Annotated in this window: 11 protein-coding genes; 5 read left to right on the top strand and 6 right to left on the bottom strand. The window is 72.3% G+C overall.

Annotation, left to right across the window (positions count from 1 at the left end; translation table 11 throughout):
• Positions 1–129 precede the first annotated feature (129 nt).
• The 5 genes from ACP7TJ_RS13345 to galU all read right to left on the bottom strand — a co-directional run bounded on the left by ACP7TJ_RS13345 (position 130) and on the right by galU (position 4,156).
• On the bottom strand, positions 130–789 hold the full coding sequence (locus ACP7TJ_RS13345; protein ID WP_093765603.1) for a GNAT family N-acetyltransferase: 660 nt from the start codon (positions 787–789) through the stop codon (positions 130–132).
• Positions 790–806: 17 nt separating this feature from the next.
• Positions 807–1,328, bottom strand: coding sequence for a MogA/MoaB family molybdenum cofactor biosynthesis protein (locus ACP7TJ_RS13350; RefSeq protein ID WP_266546824.1), 522 nt, complete (start codon positions 1,326–1,328; stop codon positions 807–809).
• Positions 1,325–1,840 carry a cyclic pyranopterin monophosphate synthase MoaC gene (gene moaC, locus ACP7TJ_RS13355; protein WP_093765601.1) on the bottom strand — a complete coding sequence of 172 codons (516 nt, stop codon included), beginning with the start codon at positions 1,838–1,840 and terminating at the stop codon, positions 1,325–1,327. The genes ACP7TJ_RS13350 and moaC overlap by 4 nt, the downstream gene beginning before the upstream one ends.
• Positions 1,841–1,925: 85 nt before the next feature.
• Positions 1,926–3,248, bottom strand: coding sequence for a molybdotransferase-like divisome protein Glp (gene glp / locus ACP7TJ_RS13360; protein ID WP_093765600.1), 1,323 nt, complete (start codon positions 3,246–3,248; stop codon positions 1,926–1,928).
• On the bottom strand, positions 3,245–4,156 hold the full coding sequence (galU, locus tag ACP7TJ_RS13365) for a UTP--glucose-1-phosphate uridylyltransferase GalU (RefSeq protein WP_093765599.1): 912 nt from the start codon (positions 4,154–4,156) through the stop codon (positions 3,245–3,247). The genes glp and galU overlap by 4 nt, the downstream gene beginning before the upstream one ends.
• Before the next feature lie 167 nt (positions 4,157–4,323).
• On the opposite strand from galU, the gene ACP7TJ_RS13370 reads away from it, so the two are divergent.
• The gene (locus ACP7TJ_RS13370) at positions 4,324–4,884 is read left to right on the top strand and encodes a 5-formyltetrahydrofolate cyclo-ligase (RefSeq protein WP_246532086.1); all 561 of its coding nucleotides are present in this window, start codon (positions 4,324–4,326) and stop codon (positions 4,882–4,884) included.
• A 67-nt stretch (positions 4,885–4,951) separates the two neighbouring features.
• Here the strand turns inward: ACP7TJ_RS13370 and ACP7TJ_RS13375 are convergent, their stop codons facing one another.
• Positions 4,952–7,762, bottom strand: coding sequence for a penicillin acylase family protein (locus tag ACP7TJ_RS13375; protein WP_385999813.1), 2,811 nt, complete (start codon positions 7,760–7,762; stop codon positions 4,952–4,954).
• 228 nt (positions 7,763–7,990) lie between these two features.
• Here ACP7TJ_RS13375 and ACP7TJ_RS13380 point away from each other — a divergent pair, with 228 nt between their 5' ends.
• The 4 genes from ACP7TJ_RS13380 to ACP7TJ_RS13395 all read left to right on the top strand — a co-directional run bounded on the left by ACP7TJ_RS13380 (position 7,991) and on the right by ACP7TJ_RS13395 (position 12,429).
• A complete protein-coding gene (locus ACP7TJ_RS13380) occupies positions 7,991–9,565 on the top strand; it encodes a potassium/proton antiporter (RefSeq protein ID WP_266404203.1) in 1,575 nt (524 codons plus the stop codon).
• Positions 9,566–9,789: 224 nt separating this feature from the next.
• A complete protein-coding gene (locus ACP7TJ_RS13385; RefSeq protein ID WP_427763267.1) occupies positions 9,790–11,082 on the top strand; it encodes an MFS transporter in 1,293 nt (430 codons plus the stop codon).
• Between the two features lie 67 nt (positions 11,083–11,149).
• Positions 11,150–11,461 carry an FmdB family zinc ribbon protein gene (locus ACP7TJ_RS13390; protein ID WP_093765595.1) on the top strand — a complete coding sequence of 104 codons (312 nt, stop codon included), beginning with the start codon at positions 11,150–11,152 and terminating at the stop codon, positions 11,459–11,461.
• Positions 11,462–11,586: 125 nt separating this feature from the next.
• On the top strand, positions 11,587–12,429 hold the full coding sequence (locus ACP7TJ_RS13395; RefSeq protein WP_176710722.1) for an S-methyl-5'-thioadenosine phosphorylase: 843 nt from the start codon (positions 11,587–11,589) through the stop codon (positions 12,427–12,429).
• Positions 12,430–12,452: the final 23 nt, after the last annotated feature.

Raw genomic sequence — 12,452 nt, forward strand, 5'->3', positions numbered from 1 at the left:
GGCCGGTGTGTCGCACGATCTGGCTGATATTTCGAACTTTTCTTGTGATGGATGCGATCAGACAGTCGCCGGATCCCGGTAATTGCCGGTTCCGAGTCGGTCACCCGGTGTCGCAATTCGAACGTATATTCAATTACCGGGACCGTGCGGGATTCCGCGGTCGCGCTGTTCGCGTCCGGGCAGCTCACGGGACCGCTCCTGCGCGCGGGTACGGCGCCAGCGGGCGAGGAGACCGTCGGGGACCTCTTCCGCGGTGAGCGCGAACACGAGGTGGTCGCGCCACGCGCCGTCGATGTGGAGATAGCGCGGACGCAGCCCTTCCGCGCGGAATCCGAGTTTCTCCACGACCCTGCGGCTCGGCCCGTTCTCGGGGCGAATGCAGACCTCGATGCGGTGCAGTCCGACGGTGCGGAAACAGTGGTCGACGGCCATCGCCACGGACGTCGGCACCACGCCCCGTCCGGCGACGGCCTCGTCCACCCAGTAGCCGATGTGCCCCGAGCACATGGAGCCCCAGGTGATCCCGGCGACCGTCAACTGCCCGACCAGGCGCCCCTGGTACTCGATGACGAACGGCAGCATGCGGCCCGCGCCGGCCTCGGAGCGCAGGTGGCGCACCATCTGCCGGTAGGTGGGGCGGTGGGTGACGGGGCCGCTGGGCGTGGGCGGCGGGATGGTCGCCTCCCAGGGCCGCAGCCAGTCGCGGTTGCGGCGGTTCACCTCGCGCCAGGCCTTCTGGTCGCGCAGCTTTATCGGCCGGAGGACGATGTCGCCGTCCACCAGCTCCACGGGCCAGTACGGGGTGTTCAGCGCGCGCCCCCGTCGTCGTCGGCCGGCCGGGGGTGGTCCCCGCCGCGCAGCTGGTCCACCGCGTGCCTCAGCAGCGGCTCCAGGACGGCGAGGCCGTCCTTCACCCCGCCGCTGGAGCCGGGGAGGTTGACGATCAGCGTGGTGCCCGCGACGCCGGCGAGGCCGCGGGAGAGGGCGGCGGTGGGCACCTTGTCCCGGCCGTACGCGCGGATGGCCTCCGCGATGCCGGGGACCTCGCGGTCGATCACCCGGCGGGTGGCCTCGGGGGTGCGGTCGGTGGGCGAGATGCCGGTGCCGCCGGTGGTGACGACGACGTCGTACCCGGCGTCGACGGCGGCGCGCAGGGCGGCCTCCACGGGGTCGCCGTCGGGGACGACCCGGGGGCCGTCGACGGCGAAGCCGAACCGCTTCAGGCCGTCGGCGATCAGCGGGCCGCCCGTGTCCTGGTAGACGCCGGCGGCGGCCCGGTTGGAGGCCGTGACGACGAGGGCCCGGTACGGGGCCGCGGGGGGCGTCATGACCGGCTCCAGTCGCCCGACTTGCCGCCCGTCTTCTCCTCCACCCGCACGTCCGTGATGACCGCCTCCTTGTCGACCGCCTTGACCATGTCGATCACGGTGAGCGCGGCCACGGACACCGCGGTGAGGGCTTCCATCTCGACGCCCGTGCGGTCCGTCGTCCGTACGGTCGCCGCGATCTCCACGGCGTCGTCCGCGACCGACAGGTCCAGTTTCACACCGGACAGCGCCAGCGGGTGACACAGCGGGACGAGGTCGGGGGTGCGTTTGGCGCCCATGATGCCCGCGATGCGCGCGGTGGCGAGCGCGTCGCCCTTGGGCACGCCCTCGCCGCGCAGCAGCTCGATCACCCGGGGCGCGACGAGCACGCGGCCGGTGGCGCGTGCGGTGCGCGCGGTGACGTCCTTGCCGGACACGTCGACCATGCGGGCGGCGCCCGCCTCGTCGATGTGGGTCAGACGGGACTGGTCGTCGGTGGGTCCGGGGGTGTCCCCCCGGGAAGGCACGGTCATGATGGTGTGGCGCTCCCGGTCCTGGCCCGGCGCGGTGCGGGGCGCGGGCCTGCTGTGCGCGACACGGTACCGCCAAAGGGCTGGCTCAGCCGAGCAGGACCACCTCGACCTCGGTGCCCGGCGCCACGTCCTCGACGTCCTCGGGGACCACGATGAGCGCGTCGGCCCGGGCGAGGGCGGCGACCAGATGCGATCCGGCGCCGCCGACGGGCGTGACGACGCCGTCGGCGTACCGGCCGCGCAGGAACTGGCGGCGGCCCTTCGGCGAGGTCAGTGCCTTCTCCGCCCTCAGCTCGGCGCGGACCCGCGGCCGGTGGACGTCCTCGAGCCCCATCAGGGCGCGGATGGCGGGGCGGACGAACAGCTCGAAGGAGACGTAGGAGGAGACCGGGTTGCCGGGGAGGGCGAGCAGCGGGGTGTGGTCGGGGCCGATGGAGCCGAAGCCCTGCGGCTTGCCCGGCTGCATGGCGAGCCTGCGGAACTCCACGCCGCTGCCGGGCTCGTCCTCGTCGCCCGCGTGCGACAGCGCCTCCTTGACGACGTCGTACGCCCCGACGCTGACGCCGCCGGAGGTGACCATGAGGTCGGCGCGGACGAGCTGGTCCTCGATGGTGTCGCGGAGGGTCTCGGCGTCGTCGGCGACGGCGCCGACGCGGTAGGCGATGGCGCCGGCGTCGCGGGCGGCGGCGGTGAGGGCGAAGCTGTTGGAGTCGTAGATCTGGCCGGGGCCCAGCGGCTCGTCGGGCTGGACGAGTTCGCTGCCGGTGGAGAGGACCACCACGCGCGGGCGCGGGCGCACCCGGACCGTGCCGCGGCCGACGGCGGCGAGGAGGGAGATCTGCGGCGGGCCGAGGACGGTGCCGGCCTCCAGGACGCGGTCGCCGGCCCGGACGTCGCTGCCCTGGGCGCGGACGTGCGCGCGGGCGGGCGCGGGGCGGTGGACGCCGACCTGTCCGGTGGCGCCCTCGGGGGCGAGGCTGCGGGCGCGCATCCCGGCGGCGCGGCCCTCGCCGAGCCCGCCGTCGGTCCACTCGACGGGGACGACGGTCTCCGCGCCGGGCGGGAGCGGGGCGCCGGTCATGATGCGGGCGGCCTGCCCGGGGCCGACGTGCGGGAGGTCGGCCGCGCCGGCCGCGACGTCGCCGACGACCTCGAGGGAGGCCGGGTACTCCTCGCTCGCGCCCGCGACGTCGGCGACCCGCACCGCGTAGCCGTCCATCGAGCTGTTGTCGAAGGGGGGCAGGGACACCGGGACCGTGACGTCCTCGACGAGGACGCAGCCCTGTGCGTCGAGGAGGTTCAGCTCGATGGGGTCGAGCGGGCGGACGGTCGCGAGGATGTCGTCCAGGTGCTCGTCCACCGACCAGAGTCGGTCCGGTTCTGCGGTGCGGGGCGCGGCGCTGCTCAACGTTGCTGCATCTCCTCGGTGACGAATCGCTGGAGCCAGGTCCGGAAGTCCGGTCCCAGGTCCTCACGTTCGCACGCGAGCCTGACAATGGCACGCAGGTAGTCGCCGCGGTCTCCGGTGTCATAGCGGCGGCCCTGGAAGATGACGCCGTGCACCGGTCCGCCGAGCGTGGCGTCGGCGGCGAGCTGCTGGAGGGCGTCGGTCAGCTGGATCTCGCCGCCGCGGCCGGGCTCGGTCTTGCTCAGCACGTCGAAGACGGCCGGGTCGAGGACGTAGCGGCCGATGATGGCGTAGTGGGAGGGCGCCTCCTCGCGGGAGGGCTTCTCGACCAGGCCGCTGAGCCGGACGACGTCGGCGTCCTCGGTGGCCTCGACGGCGGCGGATCCGTAGAGGTGGATCTGCTCGGGGGCCACCTCCATCAGCGCGACGACGCTGCCGCCGTGCTCCTGCTGGACCTCGATCATGCGCTGGAGCAGCGGGTCGCGCGGGTCGATCAGGTCGTCGCCGAGGAGGACGGCGAAGGGCTCGTCGCCGACGTGCGGGGCGGCGCACAGCACGGCGTGTCCGAGGCCCTTCGGGTCGCCCTGGCGGACGTAGTGCATGGTGGCGAGGTCGCTGGATTCCTGGACCTTGGCGAGACGCTCGCCGTCGCCCTTCTTCTCGAGCGCGGACTCGAGTTCGTAGTTGCGGTCGAAGTGGTCCTCGAGGGGGCGCTTGTTGCGGCCCGTCACCATGAGGACGTCGTCGAGGCCGGCGGCGACGGCCTCTTCGACCACGTACTGGATCGCCGGCTTGTCGACCACCGGCAGCATCTCCTTGGGCGTGGCCTTGGTGGCCGGCAGGAACCGGGTGCCGAGGCCGGCGGCGGGGATGACAGCCTTGCTGATCCGCGGGTGTGACTGAGACATGGGCGACACCCTAGCCGGTGCCTTTGTGCTGAATCTGTGACTCCGCTGAAAAAATGCCCATATGAGCATATTAAGACAGTACGGGAATCGACTTGAGACAGAACCAGGGTCAGCCCGAACCTGACAAGCGCAGGCGACGGCGTGAAGTCCTCGAAGTGAGGAACGGATTGACGGCCGATGACGTTCAGGGGCACGCCGACGCCCTGGCCCGCCGGGCGCTCGCGCTGCCCGAGCTGGCCGGGGCGCGCACGGTGGCCGCGTACGTCTCCGTGGGGAGCGAACCGGGCACCCTGGCGCTGCTGGACGCGCTGCGCGCGCGGGGCGTGCGGGTGCTGCTGCCCGCGCTGCTGCCGGACAACGACCTGGCGTGGGGCGTGTACCGGGGGCCGGAGTCTCTGCTGCCCGCACAGCACGGCGGCGGGCGGATGACCTTGCTGGAGCCCGTCGGGGAGCGGCTGGGTCCCGGCGCCGTGACGGAGGCGGACGCCGTGCTGCTGCCCGGTCTCTCGGTGGACGCCCGCGGGATGCGGCTGGGCCGCGGCGGCGGCTCCTACGACCGCGTCCTCGCTCGCCTGGAGCGGGCCCGCGTGCGTCCGGCGCTGGTGGTGCTGCTGTACGACTGGGAGGTCGTGGAGCGGGTGCCGGAGGAGCCGCACGACCGGCCGGTGGACGCGGTGGTGACCCCGTCCGGGGTGCGGCGGTTCGGCCGTCCCGCCCCGGAGGCCTGAGAAACGCGGACCGGCCTCCACGCGCGCGTGGAGGCCGGCCGTCGTGTCCGCGGGGTGCGGCGGCGGGTCAGGGCTTGAGCACCAGGGTGTCGGTGGTGGAGTCCTCGACCGCCTTCTCCGAGTAGGCCCACTCCAGCAGTTCGCCCTCGGCCCACTTGTCCGTCTGGTCGACGTAGTGGGCGTTGTAGGCGTGGCCGGAGGCGCCGGTGAGGTTGATCCAGCGGGACTTGTCGAGGTCGTCGAGGTTGACCACCATCCGCATGGACGGCACCCACACCACCCCGTAGCCGCCGGAGGCGTTCCAGCCGGTGGCGTTGACGGTGGCCTCGCCGCCGCCGAGCTTCCACGGGCCGCGGTTGAGCACGTACTTCACGAAGCCGGGCCCGTCGCTGCCGAGCGTCTGGTTGTCCAGGAACAGGCGGTGCAGCCGGCCCCAGCTCCAGCTGTCGATGTCCTTGCCGAGCTTGGCGGTCAGCTCCCAGCGGGCGTCGATCAGGGCCCGCTTGAACAGCTCGTCACGGTTCTCGGCGCCCGGCCGGGTGCCGCGCTTCGGCGTGGTCCACCACTCGCTGTCCTCGTCGGCCATCAGCCGGCGGACCACCTCGAACCAGCGGTCGCCGCCGTCCGGCTGCGCCTGGCTCGCGGAGCGCTGGCCGCACTCGCGGACCTTGCCCGCCTCGTCGGCCGGGCCGGTGGTGTTGACCGGCTCGACCCACAGGCACTGGCCCTTGACCCGCAGCTCCTTGGGCAGCTTGTGGCCGAAGGAGAGCTTGAGGATGTTGCGCCAGACGGAGTTGAAGTACGCGGCGGCCGCCGAGTCGGCGTCCTGGGTGTAGTCCCAGCCCTCCAGCAGCTTCTGCGCCTCGCGGACGTGCGGGTCGTCGACGTCGATCTTGAGCAGTTCGGGCACCAGCAGCTTGGCGATGGCGCTGGAGTTGTCCAGCTGCATCTGCCGCATGTCGTCGGTGGAGATCTTCCCGCCGTCCTTGATCTTCGACTGGATCAGGTCGTTGATCCGCTGGCTGCGGGCGCCGTAGCCCCAGTCGGTGGTCAGCGTGTACGGGTAGTCCTCGTCGACGACGGCCTGGTTGGCGGTGACGATGTAGCCGCGCTCCGGGTCGAACTCGTAGGGCAGTTCGTCCTGGTCGACCCAGCCGGTCCACTCGTAGTCCGGGTCCCAGCCGGGGGCGGGGACGGAACCGTCGTGCTTCTCCGCACGGGTCGGGATCTTGCCGGGCAGGGTGTAGCCGATGTGGTCTTCGGTGTCCGCGTAGACGAGGTTCTGCGAGGGCACCTCGAACAGCTCGGCGGCCTCGCGGAAGTCGTCCCAGTCCTTGGCCCGGTTGATCGCGAAGACGGCGTCCATGGTGCGGCCGGGGTCGAGGGCGGTCCAGCGCAGCGCCACGGCGTAGCCGTCGCCCCGGTCGGGGGCGGCGCTGTCGACGGCGGCCTTCTTGCCGGTCTTCACCAGGTCGTCCGAACGGTCCGACAGCAGCGGGCCGTTGTTGGTCTCACGCACGACGATCTTCCGCGAGGCGCCGCCGGCGACCTTGATGGTCTCCTCGCGCGTCTCGAAGGGCACCACCTTGTCGCCGTACTGGTAGCCGTCGCCGGTGATCTTCTCCAGGTACAGGTCGGTGACGTCGACGCCGGAGTTGGTCAGGCCCCAGGCGATGTCCTGGTTGTGGCCGATTATCACGCCGGGCATGCCCGCGAAGGTGTAACCGGTGACGTCGTAGCGGCAGTTGTCGGAGACGCTGCGGCAGTGCAGGCCCATCTGGTACCAGACGGACGGCAGCGAGGCCGACAGGTGCGGGTCGTTGGCGAGCAGCGGCTTGCCGGAGACGGTGTGGTCGCCGGAGACGACCCAGGAGTTGGAACCGATGCCGTCGCCGTTCACGCCGACGGCGGTGGGGAGGTCCTCCAGCACCCGCTGGAGTCCGGTGAGCTGGCTCTCGAAGCCGGACGCGTCACCTTCCGCACCGGATCCCGTGCCGCCCTCCGAGCCGCCGCCGAGCTCCGAACCGGCGCCCTCACCCGAACCGGACCCGTCGCCCTCGCCTTCACCGTCGCCCGAGCCGCCCGCGGCCTCGAAGGTGCCGCTGCCCTCGTCGTAGCCGCCCTCCTGGACGACCGGCTTGTTCCGGCTGTACGGGTACGACGGGTACAGGTCGGCGATCTGCTTCGGGCCGAGGCGGCTGGTCAGCAGCGCCCGGTCGATCTCGTCCTGCATGTTGCCGCGCAGGTCCCAGGCCATGGCCTTCAGCCAGGCCACGGAGTCGACCGGCGTCCACGCGCCCGGCGCGTAGTCGTTCTCGAAGCCCAGCGCCGCGTACTCGAGGGAGATGTCCTTGCCCTCCTTGCCCTCCAGGTAGGCGTTGACGCCCTTGGCGTACGCCTGGAGGTACTTCTTGGTGGCGGGGGAGAGCTTCTCCTCGTACTCCTGCTTCGCGACGCGGTCCCAGCCGAGGGTGCGCAGGAACGCGTCGTTGTCGACCTGGCCCGCGCCGAACATCTCCGACAGCCGGCCGGACGTCATGTGCCGGCGCACGTCCATCTCGTAGAACCGGTCCTGCGCCTGGACATAGCCCTGCGCCATGAACAGGTCCTCGTCGGAGGAGGCGTAGATCTGCGGGATGCCGTAGCCGTCGCGTCTGACGTCGACGGGTCCCGAGAGTCCCTCGAGGGTGATCGACCCCTTGGTCTGGGGGAAGGAGGCGCGCACGGTACTGACGGACCAGTACGCCCCGTAGGCGACGCCTCCGATCAGGGCCAGCACCAGGACGAGCACGATGAGACGGCCTTTGCGCCCCTTCTTCCTGCCGGACGTGCCGGCGGCCTGCTGACCCGTGGAGGCGGCGGTGGTGTCGGTGGGCATCGCTGTCCTTGCTGTCCTAACGCGAGCGGCAGGTCGGGCTGTGCTTTTAACTGAGCGCTGGAGCAACGATAGGCGCAGGGCCCCGCGCCCCTTGACGCGGAGTGGGGAACCAGCCCGGACGGGCGTTCGATCTTGCCGCCTTTCGCGTCAAGAACGCGTCAAGAGTTAGGTAAGGTAACGAAGTAGTTCGCCGTGACCATCGATGCGGTTCGCCCGGAAAGCGGGCGCATCGCCCGCGACGGACGCGCGCTCCCCCACGGGTGCGCTGGGCCGGGGAAGGGAACGCCGCTGACTGTCCACCACCTCAACCAGCTCCTGCTCGTCTGCTCGCTCGTCCTGCTCGTCGCCGTGGCGGCGGTCCGGGTCTCCTCGCGCAGCGGGCTCCCCAGCCTGCTCGTCTACCTGGGCATCGGCATCGCCATCGGCCAGGACGGCATCGGCGGCATCCAGTTCGACAACGCCGAGCTGACCCAGGTCATCGGGTACGCGGCGCTGGTCGTGATCCTCGCCGAGGGCGGTCTGGGCACGAAGTGGACCGAAATCAGACCGGTCCTGCCCGCCGCCTCCGCGCTGGCGCTGGCCGGCGTCGCGGTGAGCGTCGGGGTGACGGCCACGGCGGCGCGCCTGCTGATCGGGCTGGAGTGGCGGCAGGCGCTGATCATCGGCGCGGTCGTCTCCTCGACGGACGCGGCGGCCGTATTCTCGGTGCTGCGGAAGGTGCCGCTGCCCGCGCGGGTACGGGGCACCCTGGAGGCCGAGTCCGGCTTCAACGACGCCCCCGTCGTGATCCTCGTGGTGGCCTTCTCGACGGCCGGTCCGGTCGAGCACTGGTACGTGCTGCTCGGCGAGATCCTCCTGGAGCTGGCGATCGGCGCCGCCATCGGTCTCGCCGTCGGCTGGCTCGGCGCCTGGGGCCTGCGGCACGTGGCGCTGCCCGCCTCCGGTCTCTACCCGATCGCCGTCATGGCCATCGCGGTCACCGCCTACGCGGCGGGCGCGCTCGCCCACGGCAGCGGCTTCCTCGCCGTCTACCTCGCCTCGATGCTGCTCGGCAACGCCAAGCTGCCGCACTGGCCCGCCACCCGCGGCTTCGCCGAGGGGCTCGGCTGGATCGCCCAGATCGGCATGTTCGTGCTGCTCGGCCTGCTGGTCGCCCCGCACGAACTCGGCGACGACATCGTGCCCGCGCTGGTCGTCGGACTGGTGCTCACGATGGTGGCCCGTCCGCTCGGCGTCGTCCTGTGCCTGACGCCGTTCCGGGTGCCCTGGCAGGAGCAGACCCTGATGTCCTGGGCGGGCCTGCGCGGCGCCGTGCCCATCATCCTGGCGACGATCCCGATGGTGCGGGGCGTCGACGGCAGCGAACGCGTCTTCAACATCGTCTTCCTGCTGGTCGTCGTCTACACCCTGGTGCAGGGCCCGACGCTGCCCGCTCTCGCCCGGCTGCTGCGGCTCGGCGAGTCCGGTGCCGCCGACCTGGGCGTCGAGTCGGCGCCCCTGGAGCGGCTGCGCGGCCATCTGCTGTCGGTCACCGTTCCCGAGGGGTCGCGGATGCACGGCGTCGAGGTCGGTGAACTGCGGCTGCCCGCCGGGTCCGGCGTCACCCTGGTGGTGCGGGACGGGACGTCCTTCGTGCCGTCCCCGGAGACGATGCTGCGCCGCGGGGACGAACTCCTCGTCGTCGCGACCGACCCGGTACGGGACGCGGCGGAGCGCCGGCTGCGCGCGGTCGCCCGGGGCGGCAAGCTCGCCGGCTGGCTGGGCACCGACGGCGGCGCCGAAGGATCGCAGGCCGGACGCTGAGAGGGTGCTCACTTTCACAGGCGTGCACGCCCTTACCCCCTGTATCATGAACCGACCCCAGATCGAACCAACTCTGCCTGACGCAGAGCTGGCGCGACCGTATGGCGGCCGGGCGCCCTGAGCTGTGGCGCCGGTATCTACCGCAGTCAGCGCAAGAGGACAGCTCTCGGCGTGCCCGCGCGGCCTCGCGCGGGGCGCTACCAGGTGGCGGAAAGGCACGGGCCGTGGCATCCACGGTCACCACGTCGAAGGACTCGGCGGCCACCTCCCGACCGGGATACGGCCGCCTGCTGCGCACCCGCGGCGCGTGGACGTTCCTGCTCCCCGGCTTCGCGGCGCGTCAGCCGTTCGCGATGCTCACCCTGTCCATCGTGCTGCTCGTCCAGCACACCACCGGCTCCTACGGCGCGGCCGGCGCCGTCGCGGCCGTCACCGGCGTCTCCATGGCGCTGTTCGCCCCGTACACCGGCCGGCTCGCCGACCGCCACGGCCAGCGCGCCGTCCTGGTGCCCGGCGTGCTGGTGCACGCGGCGGCCGGACTCGGCCTCACCGCCCTCGCGCTGAACGGCGCGCCCCTGTGGGCGCTGTTCGCCGCCGCCGTCCCCACCGGCGCCTCCGTGCCGCAGGTCGGGCCGATGGTGCGCGCCCGCTGGGGCGTCCGCCTGAAGGGCTCCCCGCTGATGGCGACCGCCGCGGCCTTCGAGTCCGTCACCGACGAGTTCACCTTCGTCGTCGGCCCGCTGCTCGCCACCGCCCTATGCACGACGGTCGACCCGTCCGCCGGCCTGGTCACCGAGGCCGCGCTCACCCTGGTCGGCGGTCTGCTGTTCGCCGCGCAGAAGGGCACCCAGCCGCCGGTCGACACGTCCGGCGACGGCCACACGCGCGTACGGCACGCCTCCGCGCTGCGCGTGCCCGGCGTGCGCGTGCTGATCGTGACCTTCCTCGGCATCGGCTCCGTCTTCGGCGGCATGCAGGTCTCCCTGGCCGCGTTCACCGAGTCCATCGGCGAACCGGGCCTCAACGGCGTCCTCTACGGCGTCTTCGCCGCGGGCAACATGCTCGCGGGCCTGGTCTGCGGCGCGATCGCCTGGAAGGTCGCCCCGCAGCGCCGCCTGATCGTCGCCTACGCCGCCCTCGCGCTGGCCGCGTCCGCGCTGTGGACGGCCGACTCGGCGCCGCTGCTGGGCGCGCTCGGCCTGCTGGTCGGCATGTGCATCGCCCCGGCGCTGATCACCGGTTACACGCTGGTGGAGAGCCTGGTCCCGGCGGGCGCCCGCACCGAGGCGTTCACCTGGCTGACCGGCGCCGTCGCGCTGGGCCAGGCCGCCGCCGTCACCATCGCCGGGCAGTTCGAGGACCGGCTGTGGGACGGCGCCGGATTCCTGGTGCCGATGGGCGGCACCCTGCTGGCCCTGGCGACCCTGCTGGCCCTGCGCTCGCGGCTCGCGGGTGCTCCGCGCGGGCGTACCGTCGCACGTGGCATGGGTCACCGCGAGCCCGTCGCAGTGGACTAGGCCCGCGGAATGCGTCACTATGGACCGTCGTTAGCACTCATTGAGTGAGAGTGCCAGGAGGAAGACAGTGCCGACCTACCAGTACCAGTGCACCGAGTGCGGCGAGGGCCTCGAGGCGGTGCAGAAGTTCACCGACGACGCCCTGACCGAGTGCCCCGCATGCCAGGGCCGACTGAAGAAGGTCTTCTCCGCGGTCGGCATCGTCTTCAAGGGTTCCGGTTTCTACCGCAACGACAGCCGCGGCTCCTCGTCGAGCTCCTCGCCGGCGTCGTCGAAGTCCTCCGGATCCTCGTCGTCGAGCTCCTCGTCGTCGGACTCCGGTTCCGGCTCGTCCTCGTCCGGCTCCTCCGGCAGCTCGACGAGCACCACGGCGGCGTAACCGCCTCACGCGCGCTTCGCAGGACCCTGTCGTCTCCCGACGGCGGGGTCCTCGGCGTTCGGGCCCCCGGGGGGCGGCCGACGGGGCTCTCTCCCGGCGTTTCCGGGTGCCGTTAGGGTCGGGCCATGGCGAACATGGCGAACGCCGAGATCGGCGTGATCGGCGGATCCGGCTTCTACTCCTTCCTCGACGATGTGACCGAGGTCCAGGTCGACACCCCCTACGGGGCGCCCAGCGACTCCCTCTTCCTCGGCGAGGTGGCCGGCCGGCGGGTCGCCTTCCTGCCCCGGCACGGACGCGGCCACCACCTGCCTCCGCACCGCATCAACTACCGCGCCAACCTGTGGGCGCTGCGGTCGGTCGGCGTGCGCCAGGTCCTCGGCCCGTGCGCGGTGGGCGGCCTGCGCCCCGAGTACGGCCCGGGCACGCTGCTGGTGCCTGACCAGCTCGTGGACCGCACCAAGTCCCGGGTCGGCACCTACTTCGACGGGCTGCCCCTGCCCGACGGCACCGTGCCGAACGTCGTCCATGTGTCCCTGGCCGACCCCTACTGCCCCACCGGGCGGGCGTCCGCGCTGAAGGCGGCGCGTGACCGGGACTGGGAGGCGGTGGACGGCGGCACGCTGGCCGTCGTCGAGGGTCCGCGCTTCTCCACCCGCGCCGAGTCGCTGTGGCACCGGGCGCAGGGCTGGTCGGTGGTGGGCATGACCGGGCACCCGGAGGCGGCGCTCGCCCGTGAGCTGGAGCTCTGTTACACGTCGTTGACGCTGGTCACGGACCTGGACGCGGGCGCCGAGACGGGCGAGGGCGTCTCGCACGACGAGGTGCTGCGGGTGTTCGCGGCCAACGTGGACCGGCTGCGGGGGGTGCTGTTCGACGCGGTGGCGGCGCTGCCGTCGACGGAGGAACGGGACTGTCTGTGCGCGTCGGCGCTCGGCGGGATGGATCCGGGGTTCGCGCTGCCGTAGGCGGCGGGCCGGCGCCGCGGAGG

It is taken from the genome of Streptomyces sp. DSM 41931, assembly GCF_050271085.1.
Lineage (GTDB): Bacteria > Actinomycetota > Actinomycetes > Streptomycetales > Streptomycetaceae > Streptomyces > Streptomyces albogriseolus.

Excerpts from the sequence above, each read along its gene's own strand:
- ACP7TJ_RS13350 (WP_266546824.1), bottom strand. The coding sequence starts at position 1,328 with ATGACGCCCCCCGCGGCCCCGTACCGGGCCCTCGTCGTCACGGCCTCC.
- moaC (WP_093765601.1), bottom strand. The coding sequence starts at position 1,840 with ATGACCGTGCCTTCCCGGGGGGACACCCCCGGACCCACCGACGACCAG.
- galU (WP_093765599.1), bottom strand. The coding sequence starts at position 4,156 with ATGTCTCAGTCACACCCGCGGATCAGCAAGGCTGTCATCCCCGCCGCC.
- ACP7TJ_RS13375 (WP_385999813.1), bottom strand. The coding sequence starts at position 7,762 with ATGCCCACCGACACCACCGCCGCCTCCACGGGTCAGCAGGCCGCCGGC.
- ACP7TJ_RS13395 (WP_176710722.1), top strand. The coding sequence starts at position 11,587 with ATGGCGAACATGGCGAACGCCGAGATCGGCGTGATCGGCGGATCCGGC.